Origin of the sequence: Neptunicoccus cionae, assembly GCF_014643735.1 — a bacterium.
Taxonomy (GTDB): Bacteria; Pseudomonadota; Alphaproteobacteria; order Rhodobacterales; family Rhodobacteraceae; genus Amylibacter; species Amylibacter cionae.
This window is the reverse complement of sequence record NZ_BMKA01000002.1, coordinates 23,241-38,672: the sequence shown is the minus strand read 5'-3', so window position 1 is coordinate 38,672 and position 15,432 is coordinate 23,241. Positions and strand designations below refer to the sequence as shown.

Genomic DNA, 15,432 nt, shown 5'->3' with positions numbered 1-15,432 from the left:
TTCCGTGAACAAACCTGTGCCAAAACTACAGGCAATACTTTGGATAATCTGTTATAAATTCCCATGAGGGCTGTTTGCAGGGCTGCTGTGTTCCGATTTGGGAAGGCGGTGGTTGTTGTGTTCTGACAGATCTAAAATTGCATCGGGTACGCCGCAGATTTCAGCCTGCGGCGGGGACAATAGGGTGAGGGATGGCGAAGTCCATTATGATCCAGGGGGCTGGGTCGAACGTCGGAAAGTCCATGATCGTGGCCGGTTTGTGCCGCGCTTTTGTGCGGCGGGGATTGAAGGTTCTGCCCTTCAAGCCCCAAAACATGAGCAATAACGCCGCTGTCACGATGGACGGTGGAGAGATCGGCCGTGCCCAAGCATTACAGGCGCGGGCCTGCAAGGTGCAGCCCCACACAGATATGAATCCCGTCCTTCTGAAGCCCGAAACGGAAACCGGCGCGCAAGTGGTGGTTCAGGGCAAACGTGTGACCACCCTAAAGGCCAGAGATTACGGAAAGATGAAGGCGCAACTGATGCCTCGGGTGCTGGAAAGCTTTCACCGGCTCTGCGCCCATGCGGATCTTGTGCTTGTAGAAGGTGCTGGCAGCCCCGCGGAGGTTAATCTGCGCAAGGGGGACATTGCCAACATGGGATTTGCGCGGGCTGCAGATGTGCCGGTGATTCTGACTGGCGACATCGATCGAGGCGGAGTGTTAGCGCAGTTGGTGGGCACCCATGTGTTGCTGGACGCAGATGATAACGCGCTGATCAAAGGGTTCCTGATTAACAAATTTCGCGGCGATCCGACCTTGTTTGACGAAGGGCTTCAAATCGCGGTGGATCACACCGGATGGCACGGACTTGGGGTTTTGCCGTGGTTTAAGGACGCCGGAAAGCTGCCTGCCGAGGATGCTGCTGACATTGACAGCGGCGGCGAAGGGGCGTTCAAGATTGCGGTTCCGAAACTGTCGCGCATTGCGAATTTTGACGATCTCGACCCGCTGAAGCTGGAACCGGGCGTGTCTGTGGTGATCGTAGAGCCGGGGCAGAGATTGCCGTCTGATGCGGATCTAGTGTTGATTCCGGGCACCAAATCCACCATCGGCGATCTGGCTTTCCTGCGCGAGCAAGGCTGGGACGCCGACCTGATGAGCCACGTAGAGCGGGGCAAACAGGTACTTGGGATCTGTGGCGGCTATCAGATGCTGGGGCAAACAGTTATGGACCCTGACGGCATCGAAGGACCAGCGGGTCAAGTTCAGGGATTGGGGTTGCTCAATGTGACAACTCTAATGACCCCGCACAAGCGGCTTGCTTCTGTGGTTGGCAGCGACATTGGCTCGGGGTCTGGGGTTTCGGGCTATGAAATCCACATTGGTGAGACTTCGGGACCAGACTGCGGACGCCCGTGGCTTGAGATTGACGGGCGCGAAGAGGGGGCGACGTCGGCGGACGGGTTGGTGCGGGGGTGCTATGTGCACGGATTGTTCATCGCGGATGAATTCCGGCGCGGCTATCTTGCGACGATGGGGGTGACGCCTGGCAATCTGGTGTACGAAGATGTGGTGGATGAAACGCTAGACGCGCTGGCTGATCACATTGAGGCCCATCTGGATGTAGAGATGATCTGGATGTTGGCGGCAGATGTGGCAGAGCCGGACTGAACCGTAAATCGGCACGGGGACAAAGGCAAAACGGCCCCCGTGCCGCAAAATTAAAGTTTTATTCAAACTCCCGCGAGGCGAGGGCGCGGTGGATTTCACGCCGCACCAGTTTGCGCACATTGCGGGTGATCCGGTCGCCCAATTCCCCCTGCAATTCAGAGCGGACCATGTCAGAAACCATTTCGCGCAGGGCTTCTTCATCAAGGAAACCGTCTTCCCCTTCGGTATAATCAACGGGTTCGTCGAACAATGCGCTGTCCGCATGGGGGCGGTTTGGGGCTGGATCGGGCTGTGCTGTCGGTTCGGGTGTTGGCTCCGGGCGCTCTACGATTGTTGCTGTGAGACCTTCGGCTTGCGGGGGTTCCTCTGTCGCTGGCTCTTCCTGATCTTCCTGCGCTGGAAAGGGAGAGTGCGTCGGGAAGTTCTCGGTTTCGTCTGACGTATCATCCGCATCCGCAAGGGCGTCGGTGTCAAAACCATCCAGATCGTCTTCTTCTGGGGCTTCGGCCTCGACGAAGTCAAAGCTGACAAGCCCTTCCATCATTTCGCTGACAGGGGCGTCTTCCGGTTTAGGGCCGGAGTCTTTTGTTTTTTCTGTGAACGCATGGGACGCTGTCTCTTCTACCGGCTCCTGACGGGGGGCTCCGGCGATATTGGCTGACAGAGGCGGCTCTTTGCGGGGGGATTCCCGCTCGGGCAGGTCCAGCCGTTCCAGCGCACTTTCGGCGGCAGTGTGCTGCTCGGGTGTGGGCTCGGTTCGGGGAACGGGTTGCGCATAGGTTTGGGGGCGCTGGGTGTGGGCGCCGACCAGCTCTGCCATTTGGGTGGCCGGATCGTCGTGATAATCCTCGTCTTCGTCCGTATCCTGCAGTTCTACAGCGCGGGCGATCTCTTCTTTTGAGGATTCCACAGCTTCGGCCATAACAAGGGATTCAATATCCGCAATGCGTTGTTCGATTTCCGCTGCAACTGGTGTCGGAGAAAGTGCTTCACTGACCCGCAGAGACGGTGTCAGCACCAGCTTGTCAGGCCCTTTCGGGGCATCGTCCTGTCGCGTTTCTGCAACGGTTGGTTTCTGGGATGCCGCAGGGGTTTTCGTGTCCGGAGCGCTGCGCGCCTCTTCTGATACGAGCCTGCGGATAGACGATAGGACGTCTTCAACGTCCATCTTTCTGCCTGTTTCGGACATTTATCCACTCCTTTTGCCTCGGCTCGGAGTTTACTGGCGAACGTGGATTCGGGCAACTACTGACTAACTGTCAGTTGCCCTTTCTTTTTTTCAGCTTGTCAAAGAGTTTGATGCGTTTGTCACCCAGAATGCCAAGTTGATGGCGGTTGGATGCGGCGGCGTTCACGTCCGGATTGTAGATCGGAACGCCAAGGCCCAGATGTTCTGCTGTAAGCAAACCCATCTCTGCGAGGACCTGATACTGGGCCACGTATTGATCCCGGATTGCAGTGACAAGCTGGGAGCGCGCAGAGAGTAATTCTTGCTCTGCGTCCAAAGCATCAAGCGTGGTGCGTGCGCCAAGTTTAGCTTCTTCGCGTACGCCATCAAAGGCCACTTGGGCCGCACGGACCTGCTGGCGGTTCGACTGAATGGAGGCGCTGGCAACCTGCCAGGTGGTATAGGCATCGCGCAGGCCCTGACGGGTCAGATAGCCGGACTGCTGCACATTCGACAGCGCTTGCTGCAACAAAGCCACATCGCGGCGGCGGTTACTGTCCAGACGGCCACCCTGATACAGGGTCCATTGCCCGACAATGCGGGCTGTAAGTTCGTCGGTAGACAGTTCACCGCTGCCGGCCCGCGCGCCAAAGTCGTAATCGACAGAACCGAAAACTTGCGGGTGGCGGTTTTTGGTGGTGGACTCAGCGGTCAGTTCTGCGGCTTTTGCGTTGAACTGGGCTTGCATCACGCGGGGGTGTTTGCGCAGGGCAACCGCTTCAGCCTTGGCGGCAGAGCTAGGCAGGACAGGCGCTGGCGGTGGATTGCGCAGATCGCGGGGCGGTGTGCCCACAACAGCGGTATAGGCGCTTTCGGAAAGCCGCAAATTCCCGCGATTTGTTTCAAGCTGAGAGCGGGCGGCGGCAAGGCGGGCTTCGGCCTGTGCAACATCGGTGCGGGTCACTTCGCCAACGGCAAACCGGTCTTTAGCTGCGCGAACCTGCTCTCCGAGCACACGCACGTTATTCTGCGCGAGCCGGACAAACTGCTGGTCGCGGCGCACATTCATAAAGGCCTGTACTGTGTTGAATAGAATGATCTGTTCCAACTCTCGCAGGGCCTGACGTCCGGCTAGAACAGACATGCGGGCGGCTTCAACGCCCAGACGGTCAGCGCCACCATCAAACAGCTGGATGGTCAGCTCGGTGTTGTGGTTCCAGAAGGTGGTGGCCTTGCGGGTCGGGGCGCCCGTGAGAATTGACTGGCTGGGCAGGTTGAGATTGTTGGTTTTGCTGATACTCAGGGTTTGTGTCAGGGTCGGTAGCAGGTTCGCCCGCGCCGAAATCACGCCTTCATCCGTCGCCCGAAGTGCCGCCTGCTGGGCGAGGATTTGGGGGTTGGTCTGATAGGCCTGCGCCAGCGCGTCAGCGAGTGTCGTCGCATGGGAAGGGAGGGCCGAGAGAGTGATCGCTACTGCGATACCGGTTCGTTTAAGGCGTCCAAACATGCTATGTCCTGTTTATATGGCGGCCGCTCGCGCGGACACCCCTCCACCTAGCCGAAGGTGAATTCTTGCTCTTTGTTGAACCCCGGCAAGATCGGGGCGGTTGCGTCAAACGCATTGCGCCAGTCGATGCCGTGGTCGTGTTTATACCCGATCTTGCAATGACCGGTGTTGCCGGACTGGCGGATCGCGATGATCCGGCCGCCGGGTTTGAGTTGGTCGGTGATGGCGGCAGGGATTTGCTCGGCGGCACCTTCCAACATGATGACACAATAGGGACCGTGTTTCGGGGCGCCATCAATCAGTTCGCCCTGTTCGACCATAACATTGTCTACACCGCTGCTTGACAGCAGTTCAGCCGCTTCGCTGGCCATTTTTTCATCCGGTTCGATCGCAACCACAGCTTCTGCCATGCGTGCGATCACCGCGCTGGAGTAGCCAAAGCCGCACCCCAGATCCAGAACCAGTTCGTTTGGTTGGATGTTCGCCACGTCGAGCATTTTGGCAAAAGTGCGCGGTTCCAGCAGAACGCGGTTAGGCGCCAGATCGATATGCTCGCCCATATAGGCGATGCCCCGTTTTGCTGTTGGCACGAATTCCTCGCGCTCGACCGTCAGAAGTGCGTCAATGATCGGGTATTTGGTCACATCGGACGGGCGGACCTGACAGTCCACCATTGTGGTGCGGGCTGCAGTGAAGTCGGTCATGGCAAAGCCTTCATGCTGGAATTGCGTCTAGTTGAATCGTGTAGTGCCACAATCGTCAAGGGGCTGCAACGCAGACCTTGCGAAAAGCAGGTTATACGCCAGAGGCTGTTGCTGCTTCACTATAGGTAGAGAGCGGGCGCGACGATCCGGTCGAGATGTGCATGGCCTCTCCGGGTTTCTGGCCAAGCACGCGGGGTGCGCGCAGCAGGAAGAACTTTCCAATACCGGCCTTTGCGCCCATTGCAGGGGCGTTACGGTCGGTGGGAAAGCGGGATTTCCAGCCTTCGGGCAGGGTTAGCCCGTGGTCTTCGGCCTTGTCGCACATCCAGACCAGCGGGATGTTGGCAAGTGGTCGCGCGCTTGGATAGCGAAACACGTGCCCGCCCACATCGCCGTGGGCGCCACGAAACCAGACCTGCTCCAGATGGCCGGACCAGCCGTCTTCGGTGTCCCACATCACGGGGGCATAGGCGCGGCGGTCTTCATCCAGCGCCAGTGCGTGATACCCCGCTTTAACGGACCCGCCGATGCTGGTGTTGTGAAACTCTGTCGCCATCGGGGCCAGATAGGTCAGCAGCGGGTATTGAATGCCAAGTGCCTTCACAGTATCCCAGACCCCGATCATCTCTATCGGGGTGTCGCCGTGGCAATGGATTGATTTGAACGCGGCGCGGGCCTGAGCGGTGGACTGGGATTCATAAAGTCGGAAGGCAAAACGCAAGTTGGCTTTGGTCACATTGGTTTGCCGAACCAGCCCCACGCGCCCGATCATCCCCGCAATAGACCGCACAGCATAGGCGCCTCGGGAATAGCCGAACAGGTAAATCCTGTCACCCGGCTGGTATTGCGCGGCAAGCTGGGCGTAGCCGTCAAAGATAAGCTGGTTGATCCCCCAACCAGAGGCAATCGTTACCCAGTTGCGAAAGCCGTGGCCCTGAATGCCCGGATGATACCAGAGCGTTGATCTTCGTGGATCATGGGTTTCCTGCAACAGCTTATAAAGCAGCCCTGCGTTGGTTTCTTCGCCTTCGTGCAGGCGGCTTTGGGTTCCGTCAATAATGACGATGTGGGATTTAGGCTCGCGCAGGGGCGGGGGCGGCAATTCCGTTCGGCGGGGAAACCGCAGCGTGGACTTTAGCCGCGCGACCAGTTTGCCCCAAAGGCCCTCTGTGTCGTTGTCCCGTGTCATCCGTTGCCTGCCTCCGGCTGTTTCTATTGGTTTCGTCCCTTATTGTTCTGACTGCTTAAGGCTTACTTTGCCTGTTGCAGCCATTCCCACATCCGCAGCGGGGTGACGGGCATATCAACCTGCCGGACCCCGCGATCCCAAAGCGCGTCCTGAACCGCGTTCATCACTGCGGCCATTGCCCCAACGGTTCCAGCCTCGCCGCAGCCTTTCATGCCGATTTCATTGGCTGTGGAGGGCACCAGTTCGGTGTGGAACGCCATCGTGGGAATATCACTGGCACGGGGCATCCCGTAATCCATGAAGCTGCCGGTCAGAAGCTGGCCGCTGTCGTCGTAAACCGCGTTCTCGGTTATGGCCTGACCGATGCCCTGAACCACACCGCCGTGAACCTGCCCTTCGGCCAGCATCGGATTGATCAGCAGGCCGAAGTCATCCACGATCGTATATTTCACCACCTGCGTATGACCGGTTTGCGGATCGACTTCCACCTCGCAGAAATGGGCACCGTTAGGGTAGCTGCGGGCGGGGAGATCGTATTCAACCGAATGATCCAGCAAGTCCTGCTGTCCGGTTTTGCGTGCTTTCTCTACGACTTCAGGCAGGGTGATCCGGCGGTCGGTTCCCACGATAGCGAAAGCACCTTTTTCAAAGGCTACATCCTGTGGATTGACCTCCAGCTCGTCACTGGCCAGCGGTTTCAGCCTTTTGATCATCAGATCGGAGGTTTTATAGATGGAATTGCCCTGCATGGTGACAGAGCGTGACCCGCCTGTGCCGCCCCCAGTCGGAATCGCATCACTGTCGCCCTGAATGATGCGCACTTTGGCGGGATTCCATCCGGTCTTTTCGCACAGCAACTGGGTATAAGCGGTTTCATGGCCCTGACCGTTGCTTTGCGTGCCAACATAAAGGTTCAATTGCCCATCTTCGGCAAATTCGATCCGCGTGGTCTCCTTGGGTGCGCCAAGGATGCTTTCGATATAAAAACATAAGCCGAGACCGCGCAGCTTCCCCTTTGCGACACTGTCTTGTTGACGGGCGGGAAAGCCCGCGACATCGGCTTCGGTCTCTGCGCGCGTCAGCACGCGGTCAAAATCGCCGACGTCATAAAGCTCTCCGGCGGCGGTTTTATAGGGCATCTGATCCGCGCGGATAAAGCTGCGGCGACGCAATTCTGACGGGTCCATCTGAAAGGTGCGTGCGGCATGGTCGAACAAACGCTCCAGCACGTAAATTGCCTCGGGCCGTCCGGCCCCCCTATACGCGTCTACCGGCGTTGTGTTGGTGTAAATCCCCCGCACCCCGAAATATGCGGTCTGCACGTCGTACACACCGGGGAACACCTTAAGCGCCAGTTCGGACTGGATATTCTGCCCGAAACCGGAACTGTAAGCCCCAAGGTTCGATACCGCATTCACGCGCAGGGCCACCAGTTTGTAGTTTTCGTCAAAGGCTGCTTGTGCGTCGGAATAAAGATCACGGCAGGCATTGTCCGTTAACATGGATTCACTGCGATCCGGTGTCCAGCGCACCGGCTGGCCGAGCGTTTTGGTTGCAAAGGCTGCAAGCAGGTATTCAGGATAGGCATGGACCTTCATACCAAAACCACCACCCACATCGGGGTTGGTCACGCGGATCTCTTCAGGCGCGAGGTTGAAAGACCCTGCCAAATGCCGCTTCACGCCCCAAACACCCTGACCGGAAAAACAGACGTGCAGACGGTCGCCTTCCATTTCGGCATAACAGGCGCGCGGCTCCATCGAATTTGCGATCACGCGGTTGGAATGGACCCGCAGTTTTACCTGATGGGCGGCTGATTGAAACGCCGCTTCGGTGGCCTCCGCATCCCCGTGACCCCAATCATAGGCGAGGTTTTCCGGCGCATCGGGGTGTATTTCCGGCCCGCCAAATTCAAGGGCCATCGACGTGGGAAGATCATCATAGTCCACAAGGATCGTTTCCGCCGCATCACGGGCCTGTTGCAGGGTGTCCGCCACAATCACCGCGATGGCCTCCCCGACGAAGCGAACGCGGTTAATGGCAAGGGCAGGGCGGTGGGGCACTGCGGCGGTGCTGCCATCAAGGTTTTTCACCGGAATGGCGGTCATGGAATTTTCCATCACGCCGTCCAGATCTGCCGCCAGATAGACCCCGCGCACGCCGGGGGCGGATTTCGCCGCTTCGGTATCGATGCCGGTCAGGGTGGCATGGGCCATCTGCGCGCGTAGCACATACATATGCAACGCCCCTTCCGGAGCGATATCGTCCGTATAGCGGCCATGTCCGGTCAGCAGACGGACATCTTCGACGCGGGCGGCAGATTGGGAAATGCCAAACTTGGAAAACGGGGTGTTCATGGAGCACTGGCCTTTGCAGAAAAGTCGTTACTGTAAGGGTATCCCTTATCGCGGTCAGGTCTAGGGCAAAGGCGCAGAAACGTTGCGGTTTTTTAAGGGCCCCCGGCTTGATTAGCGCGGGAGCCGTGCCGTTTCCTAAGCGTGATGTTGCGCCAGCACTGCGCTTGCTGCGTCAAGCGCGCCGCTGCCGTGCGGAATACCAAGGGCCTTCAGCCCCGTATCCATCGTGCCAAGCGCACCCATCAGCATCACCGGATTGAGGTGCCCCATATGGGCAATGCGCAACACGCTGTCCCAGCCGGGTTCCCCTTTTTCGGCAAAACCAAGCCCGATGCCCAGCGTTAATCCACCCTGATGTTCACACCAGTGGCGCAAGCGGCCACATTCGTCTCCGTCCGACCGTACTGTGGTTACCGCATGGGATCGTTTGGCCGGATCGGAGATATTCAGGCGCAGACAATTCCAGCTTTCAACCGCTGCCCAAACCGCACGTGCGCAGGTTTCATGCCGCGCCCAGGCTTGTTTGATGCCCTCTTCTTTCACCAGCATGTCCAGTGCTTCGCGCAGGCCGAACAAGTGGTGTGTCGGGGCAGTGCCGCCGAACTGCTGGTAAAACCGTTCCGGATTGGCGCGAGGGTGCCAGTCCCAGTAGTTCGTCACAAGATCCGCCTTGGACTGCACCGCTGCGGCCTTGTCGTTGTAAAACACAAAGGACATGCCTGCCGGCGTCATCAGACCCTTTTGACAGCCCGTCACCATAATATCGACGCCCCAAGCGTCCATTTCGTGCCGGTCACATCCCAGAGAAGCGATGCAATCCACATAGAACAGCGCAGGATGCCGCGCCTCGTCAATGGCTTTGCGCAGCGCGGGAATGTTGTTCTGCACCGACGATGCCGTATCGGTCTGCACCGTAAACACGCCTTTGATCTCATGAGCGCGGTCTGCCTTCAGCCGCTCGCACAGCTTTTGCGGGTCTGCATCGTCCTGCATTCCGAAATCCAGCGTTTCGACCTCTATTCCCATGCCCTTGGCGGTATCTGCCCAGCCCTGACCAAAGCGTCCGGTCACCAGCACAAGGATCTTGTCGCCCCGCGAACAACTGTTCGCCAAAGCCGCCTCCCATGCCCCATGCCCGTTTGCGATATAGATCGCTGCGTTGTGACTTGTTTGAGCAACTGTTTTGAGATCGGGGTAAAGGCTCGCCGTCATATCAATCAATTCCCCCTCGTAAATATTGGGGGAGGGACGATGCATTGCGTTCAACACGCGGTCGGGGATGACAGATGGTCCGGGGATAGACAGCTGGGTGCGACCGAAATTGAGCGACATGTAGAAAGCTTTCTCAAGAGATATTCAGGCAAATGGGTACTCCTGCCTTTGTGAAAGGTCAAAAGCAAACTGGGCCCGACTGTAGAAGGGGCAAAAACGGCTGATGCAAGCAGGGCATGGACAGCAGGGGTGCAGATGGTACAAGGTCGGCCCGCAGGCCAGTGGCCGCAAAATACAAAGGTCTCTATGAGCGAAGCTGATACACCGCAGTTGAATGCACGTGCCGCCTATGGCCGCCTCTGGCGGGAGTGGCTGGCACCTCACTGGCCAAAAATGCTTTTGGCATCTGTCTTTATGCTGGTCGTGGCGCTGTCTACTGCGGGCTATGCGAAGTTCATGGAGTGGGTAATCTCCGCGCTGGAACACAAGGATGCCAGCGTCATCTGGTGGGGACCGGCAGGGATCATCGCACTGACCCTAAGCAAAGGGATTGCCCATTACCTGCAACAGGTGGTGCAAAACCGTGTGCTTAGCCGCGTGCAGGCGGATATGCAGAAATTCATGTATGACAGGCTGGTCTATATGGATTTGGCCTATCTGCTGGCCGAAGCCCCTGCGGCACTGGCTGCGCGGTTCTCGGCTGATATCGAACTGGCGCGGCAGGCCTCGATCACAGTGTTCGGTTCAGTGCGGGATGTGCTGACGCTGATCGCTGCAATCGTCGTGATGCTGTCGATTGATTGGGCGATGGCCATCGGGCTGGTGCTGGTCTTTGCGCTGGCGTTCGGACCGATTGGCATCGCGGGGGCCCGCATCCGGCGGATATCCTCCAACACCCAAAGTGAAATCGCCCATATGACGGAATCCGTAAACGAAGGCCTGACCGGCATTCGCATGGTGCGGACCTATCAGTTGGAAGAATCGCTGAAGAAAACCTCGAACACAGTGTTTGACAAGCTGGTCGGCTTGCGCATTTCGCTGGTGAAATGGCAGGCGCTGATTACGCCGATGATCGAAGTGCTGGCAGGGATCGCCATCGCCGTGCTGCTGTTTCTGGTGGCTTGGCGGATGCAATCCGGTGCGATTGATCTGGCGGGGTTCATCGGCTTGATCACCGCACTGGGCGTGGCCACCAACCCTGCGCGCAAACTCGGCGGGGCTTACGCGGTAGGCCTGCAAGGCATGGCCGCACTGGAGCGGGTCTATGCGCTGTTTGACACCAAAAACGATATCGCAGACGGGACGTTCACTTATCCCGACGGCAGCAAACCCGAAGGGCATATAGAGTTTCGTAATGTGGGCTTCACCTACCCCGATGGGTACGCCGCACTGCATGACATCAATCTTAATATTGCGGCTGGTAAGACATATGCGTTTGTAGGGCGATCCGGTGCGGGGAAATCCACTATTTTCAACCTATTGCCCCGATTGTTTGATGCAAGCGAGGGCCATATTCTAATCGACGGTCACGACCTGACAGAGCATCAGATAACCGCGCTGCGCAACCAGATTTCAGTGGTTAGTCAAGATAGCGTTCTGTTGACGGGCACCGTGCTGGAAAACATCGGTTTCGGTCGGGAGGGTGCCACGCGCGAGGCCTGTATTGAAGCCGCCAAAGCCGCCGCTGCGGATGAGTTTATCAGCGCCCTGCCTCAGGGGTATGACACGCGGATTGATCCGTCGAAATCCAGCTTCTCCGGCGGCGAGCGTCAGCGCTTGTCTATCGCGCGCGCCATGTTGCGGGATGCGCCGATCCTGTTGCTGGACGAGCCCACATCCGCACTGGATGCGGAATCCGAGGCAGCGATCCGCAAAGGGTTGGACGCCTTGTCGCAAGGCCGCACGACTTTGGTGATTGCGCACCGTTTGGCGACTATTCTTGATGCGGATCAGATCGTTGTGATGGATCAGGGGCGAATTGTGGATCAGGGCACCCATGAAGAATTGCTGGAACGGGGCGGGATTTATGCAGACCTGTTCAATTTGCAATTTGATATGAAGGCCGAAGGGGGCAAGCGCAAACGACCCCGTTCCTTTGCGTCCCGCAAACGCAAACGCGGATTGATGGAAATGGTCAGCCGTTTTGTGGGGATGGGTAACACGAATAATCCGTTGTAGGGACTGTTAAGGATGCAACGGGGCGCTGCCCCTTTGCGCTGGCGCGCATTCACCCCGGGATATTTCAGGCCAGAAGAAGGGTCAGCCTTGTCTGTAGCGCTGGGCCAGCTTTTCCGGAGAGCGTCCCAGAAAGTAAAGCGACAGGGTAACAAGGTTACTGCTGCCCCGTTTCAGCCAGCCCTGTTTGCGGTATTTCTGCGCGCTTGTGGTCGCGGTGGCTTGAAGCGCGGTGAGCTGGCCGCGTAATTTGCGGGCGAGTGCTACGTCTTCCATCAAGGGGATTTCTGGAAAGCCGCCCGCTTTGTTATAAAGACTGGTGGGGAGGAGCAGGCCTTGATCGCCGTAGGGCAGGGCGAACAGGCGCGCGCGCAGGTTTGCCCATCCTGCGACAACACCGGGGGCCAGTCCGTTTGCGTCAAATCGCAGTTGGAAATATCCTGCGGTGTCAGAATTTTCGACATGCCTGCGCACAACTGCCGTCCAGTTATCGCTCAGGACTGTGTCGCTATGGAGAAACAGCAGCCACGGGGTTGTGGCCAATCTGGCGGTCTCTGCCATTTGCGTGCCGCGCCCCGCTGCAGAGATATGCAGCTCTGCTCCGGTTTCTTCGGCGATTTTTTCTATCCCGTCCGTAGAGCCTCCATCCGCGAAGATCACCTGATGCACAAGACCTGCTGTCATCCCGTCGTAAAGGCTCGCCAGTGTCGGGCCTAGGGTAGGGGCGGAATTCAAGGTCGGGATAATAACGGTGATTGGTGCGGTCATGGGGTGTCGGAATGGTTCTGGTCACGGTCGGGTCTGCAAGCTACATAAACTGTTAACCGCCATAGGGCGACCAAATTTGAAGGATGTGATGCCATGAGTGAGGAAACACGCCGCGTATTGCGTATTACCGGAGCCGACCGGGCGCGATTTTTGAATGATCTGGTGACAAATGACTTGAAGGGACTTGAGCGCGGGCTCGTCTATGCTGCGCTTCTGACGCCGCAGGGGAAGTATCTGTTCGACTTCTTTCTTGCCGCCGACGGCGAGAGTATTTTGCTGGATGTGGACGCAGGCCGTTCCGATGCGCTGGTGCAACGGCTGACCATGTACAAGCTGCGGGCCGATGTGGGGATTGCAGACGCCGAACTGTTCGTGCATCGCGGCGTGGGCGAAGCGCTTGAAGGAGCGCTGGCCGATCCGCGTCATCCTTCACTTGGCTGGCGCATGTATTCACAGGACGCGCAGGACGGGGATGAAACCGACTGGGACGCGCTGCGCGTTGCCCATTGTGTGCCGCAGACGGATATCGAGTTGATCGCGGACGGGTCTTTTATTCTGGAGTGCGGGTTTGAGCGGCTGAACGGCGTGGATTTCCGCAAGGGATGTTATGTGGGGCAGGAAGTGACCGCGCGGATGAAGCACAAAACCGAGTTGCGCAAGGGGCTGGCCACGGTCAACGTGGATGGAACGGCCCCCGTCGGGACAGAGTTGCGCTGTGATGGCAAAGCGGTCGGCACCCTTTACACCCAAAGCGGGGGGCAGGGGATTGCCTATCTGCGGTTTGATCGGGTGAAGGGGGACATGCAAGCGGGTGACGCAACGGTCACCCTGCGGGAGGCGGGGTAAACCCCGCTTCCACGATTATTTCGGGTTGCGCACCAGTTTGGCGAAACGGTCGAACACCTGATCGTTGGAGGCGATGATTGTGCCATCCTCTATCGGGTTGCCTTCGGGGGTGATGCTTTGCACGAATCCACCGGCCTCTTTCACCAGAAGGATACCTGCGGCCACATCCCAAGCGTTCAGGCGGCGTTCCCAGAAACCATCGTAACGCCCCGCAGCCACGTAAGCCAGATCGAGCGCAGCAGCGCCCCAGCGGCGGACACCGGCACATCCGGGAAGGATACGGGCCAGGTCTTGCAATGTTTCCGGCAGGTCCGCGCGGCCCCCGAAAGGCAAGCCGGTCGCAAAGATCATCTCGATCATTTCACGGCGCCCAGACACCCGCAGGCGACGGTCGTTGAGCCATGCACCGGCCCCTTTTTCCGCCGCGAACAGTTCTTCGCCCGCAGGGTTGAAGATCACAGCGGCGACGATTTCGCCCTTATGTTCCAATCCGATAGAGATCGCCCAATGGGGCAGACCGTGCAGGAAGTTGGTGGTGCCATCCAGCGGATCTACGATCCAGCGACGGGTCGGATCCTCGCCGGCGATTTCCTTGCTTTCCTCTGCCAGCCAACCATAGTTCGGGCGGGCTTCCATCAGTTCCTCTTTGAGGATCTCTTCCGCCTTAAGATCTGCGCGGGAAACGAAATCCCCTGGACCTTTGGCGCTGACCTGAAGGTGCTCCACCTCGCCGAAATCGCGCATCAGGGACCGGCCAGCCCGACGGGCGGCTTTGATCATAATGTTCATATTGGCAGACATTTGCGACATGGGGTGCATCCTTGGTGGTGGAATTTTGCTGTTTAGGCGCTGACCTGCCTATTGCCAAGGGGATTCGGACGTTTTTCAGGCCACTTGCGGATTATCGGCATCGGCCTGCCGGTCTCGCGTGATCATCACGAAATCCCGCATATAGGCGTTGTCCACTTCGCTGGTGCGTATCGCAGCATAGAGCCTGCGGGTCAGTCCGTGTTCGGTAATCGGACGCGCGACGAAATCGTGGCCGTATTTCTCCTCGGCAATCACCCAATCGGGCAGCACGCTTACCCCGCGCCCCGACGCGACCAGCAGCATGATCACCGCCGTCAATTCCACCTGCCGGATGGAGCGGGGTTCAACCCGCGCCGGTGTCAGCAATTGGGTGAAGGCATCAAGGCGGGATTTTTCTACCGGATAGGTGATCAGAACCTCGTCGCGGAAATCCTCAGCCTCTACAAACGGTTTGGCGGCGAGCGGATGGGAACGTGCGCAAACGAAGGTGGGCGCGTAGTCGAACAGGGGAATAAATTCAACGCCATCAATGGTTTCAGGGTCGGCAGAGACGACCAGATCGACCTCTTCCCGTTGCAGGGCGGGCAGGGCATCGAACGCCAGTCCGGGGCGGATGTCCACATCCACATTGGGCCAGCTTTTGCGGAAATCTTCCAGCACAGGGAACAGCCATTCAAAACAGGCATGACATTCAATAGCGATGTGCATCCGGCCCGATTTGCCGGTAATCAGCTCTGCAAAATCCTGTTCCAGCGCGTCGATCTGGGGCAGGACCTTATCGGCGAGTTGCAGCAGTTTGTGCCCCGCCTTGGACAGTTTCAGTGGTTTGGAACGCCGCAGAAACAGCTCCATCCCGACCTGTTCTTCCAGCGCTTTGATCTGGTGGGACAGGGCGGATTGAGTGACGTTCAGCACTTCGGCCGCGCGGGCGAGCCCGCCTTGCTGGTGAATGGCGCGGATGGAACGGAGGTGGCGAAATTCGAGGTACATGACAGCCTATATGAATGATCCGCGTTATTATTATTAGAAATATGAATTTGC

General features: G+C 58.2%; 12 protein-coding genes. 3 read left to right on the top strand and 9 right to left on the bottom strand.

Annotated elements, in window-relative coordinates; genetic code table 11:
* Positions 1-191: 191 nt before the first annotated feature.
* Positions 192-1,655 (top strand): cobyric acid synthase, encoded by a 1,464-nt coding sequence (locus IEX10_RS05330; protein ID WP_188671710.1) that lies wholly within the window; start codon positions 192-194, stop codon positions 1,653-1,655.
* A 58-nt stretch (positions 1,656-1,713) separates the two neighbouring features.
* On the opposite strand, the gene IEX10_RS05325 is transcribed toward IEX10_RS05330, so the two are convergent.
* The 6 genes from IEX10_RS05325 to IEX10_RS05300 form a co-directional block, all read right to left on the bottom strand.
* A complete protein-coding gene (locus IEX10_RS05325) occupies positions 1,714-2,844 on the bottom strand; it encodes a hypothetical protein (protein WP_188671707.1) in 1,131 nt (376 codons plus the stop codon).
* 70 nt (positions 2,845-2,914) lie between these two features.
* Positions 2,915-4,330, bottom strand: a complete 1,416-nt coding sequence (locus IEX10_RS05320; protein ID WP_188671705.1) for a TolC family outer membrane protein — start codon at positions 4,328-4,330, stop codon at positions 2,915-2,917.
* A gap of 47 nt (positions 4,331-4,377) precedes the next feature.
* On the bottom strand, positions 4,378-5,034 hold the full coding sequence (locus IEX10_RS05315) for a protein-L-isoaspartate O-methyltransferase family protein (RefSeq protein WP_188671703.1): 657 nt from the start codon (positions 5,032-5,034) through the stop codon (positions 4,378-4,380).
* 91 nt (positions 5,035-5,125) lie between these two features.
* On the bottom strand, positions 5,126-6,223 hold the full coding sequence (locus IEX10_RS05310; RefSeq protein ID WP_188671702.1) for a T6SS phospholipase effector Tle1-like catalytic domain-containing protein: 1,098 nt from the start codon (positions 6,221-6,223) through the stop codon (positions 5,126-5,128).
* A 62-nt stretch (positions 6,224-6,285) separates the two neighbouring features.
* The gene (locus IEX10_RS05305; protein WP_188671700.1) at positions 6,286-8,580 is read right to left on the bottom strand and encodes a xanthine dehydrogenase family protein molybdopterin-binding subunit; all 2,295 of its coding nucleotides are present in this window, start codon (positions 8,578-8,580) and stop codon (positions 6,286-6,288) included.
* 135 nt (positions 8,581-8,715) lie between these two features.
* Positions 8,716-9,912, bottom strand: a complete 1,197-nt coding sequence (locus tag IEX10_RS05300; RefSeq protein ID WP_188671698.1) for a pyridoxal-phosphate-dependent aminotransferase family protein — start codon at positions 9,910-9,912, stop codon at positions 8,716-8,718.
* Positions 9,913-10,098: 186 nt separating this feature from the next.
* Between IEX10_RS05300 and IEX10_RS05295 the strand changes: the two genes are divergently transcribed.
* On the top strand, positions 10,099-11,970 hold the full coding sequence (locus tag IEX10_RS05295; RefSeq protein WP_188671696.1) for an ABC transporter ATP-binding protein: 1,872 nt from the start codon (positions 10,099-10,101) through the stop codon (positions 11,968-11,970).
* A gap of 81 nt (positions 11,971-12,051) precedes the next feature.
* Here the strand turns inward: IEX10_RS05295 and IEX10_RS05290 are convergent, their stop codons facing one another.
* Positions 12,052-12,735, bottom strand: coding sequence for a TIGR04283 family arsenosugar biosynthesis glycosyltransferase (locus IEX10_RS05290; RefSeq protein WP_188671694.1), 684 nt, complete (start codon positions 12,733-12,735; stop codon positions 12,052-12,054).
* A 93-nt stretch (positions 12,736-12,828) separates the two neighbouring features.
* Here IEX10_RS05290 and ygfZ point away from each other — a divergent pair, with 93 nt between their 5' ends.
* Positions 12,829-13,581, top strand: coding sequence for a CAF17-like 4Fe-4S cluster assembly/insertion protein YgfZ (gene ygfZ, locus IEX10_RS05285; protein ID WP_188671692.1), 753 nt, complete (start codon positions 12,829-12,831; stop codon positions 13,579-13,581).
* A gap of 15 nt (positions 13,582-13,596) precedes the next feature.
* Here the strand turns inward: ygfZ and IEX10_RS05280 are convergent, their stop codons facing one another.
* Together IEX10_RS05280 and IEX10_RS05275 are read right to left on the bottom strand one after the other, a co-directional pair.
* Complete coding sequence (locus IEX10_RS05280; protein WP_229678440.1) at positions 13,597-14,391, bottom strand: inositol monophosphatase family protein; 795 nt, start codon at positions 14,389-14,391, stop codon at positions 13,597-13,599.
* 75 nt (positions 14,392-14,466) lie between these two features.
* Positions 14,467-15,381 carry a LysR family transcriptional regulator gene (locus tag IEX10_RS05275; protein WP_188671690.1) on the bottom strand — a complete coding sequence of 305 codons (915 nt, stop codon included), beginning with the start codon at positions 15,379-15,381 and terminating at the stop codon, positions 14,467-14,469.
* Between the last annotated feature and the right edge of the window lie 51 nt (positions 15,382-15,432).

Excerpts from the sequence above, each read along its gene's own strand:
- IEX10_RS05330 (WP_188671710.1), top strand. The coding sequence starts at position 192 with ATGGCGAAGTCCATTATGATCCAGGGGGCTGGGTCGAACGTCGGAAAG.
- IEX10_RS05325 (WP_188671707.1), bottom strand. The coding sequence starts at position 2,844 with ATGTCCGAAACAGGCAGAAAGATGGACGTTGAAGACGTCCTATCGTCT.
- IEX10_RS05320 (WP_188671705.1), bottom strand. The coding sequence starts at position 4,330 with ATGTTTGGACGCCTTAAACGAACCGGTATCGCAGTAGCGATCACTCTC.
- IEX10_RS05315 (WP_188671703.1), bottom strand. The coding sequence starts at position 5,034 with ATGACCGACTTCACTGCAGCCCGCACCACAATGGTGGACTGTCAGGTC.
- IEX10_RS05310 (WP_188671702.1), bottom strand. The coding sequence starts at position 6,223 with ATGACACGGGACAACGACACAGAGGGCCTTTGGGGCAAACTGGTCGCG.
- IEX10_RS05305 (WP_188671700.1), bottom strand. The coding sequence starts at position 8,580 with ATGAACACCCCGTTTTCCAAGTTTGGCATTTCCCAATCTGCCGCCCGC.
- IEX10_RS05300 (WP_188671698.1), bottom strand. The coding sequence starts at position 9,912 with ATGTCGCTCAATTTCGGTCGCACCCAGCTGTCTATCCCCGGACCATCT.
- IEX10_RS05295 (WP_188671696.1), top strand. The coding sequence starts at position 10,099 with ATGAGCGAAGCTGATACACCGCAGTTGAATGCACGTGCCGCCTATGGC.
- IEX10_RS05290 (WP_188671694.1), bottom strand. The coding sequence starts at position 12,735 with ATGACCGCACCAATCACCGTTATTATCCCGACCTTGAATTCCGCCCCT.
- ygfZ (WP_188671692.1), top strand. The coding sequence starts at position 12,829 with ATGAGTGAGGAAACACGCCGCGTATTGCGTATTACCGGAGCCGACCGG.
- IEX10_RS05280 (WP_229678440.1), bottom strand. The coding sequence starts at position 14,391 with ATGTCGCAAATGTCTGCCAATATGAACATTATGATCAAAGCCGCCCGT.
- IEX10_RS05275 (WP_188671690.1), bottom strand. The coding sequence starts at position 15,381 with ATGTACCTCGAATTTCGCCACCTCCGTTCCATCCGCGCCATTCACCAG.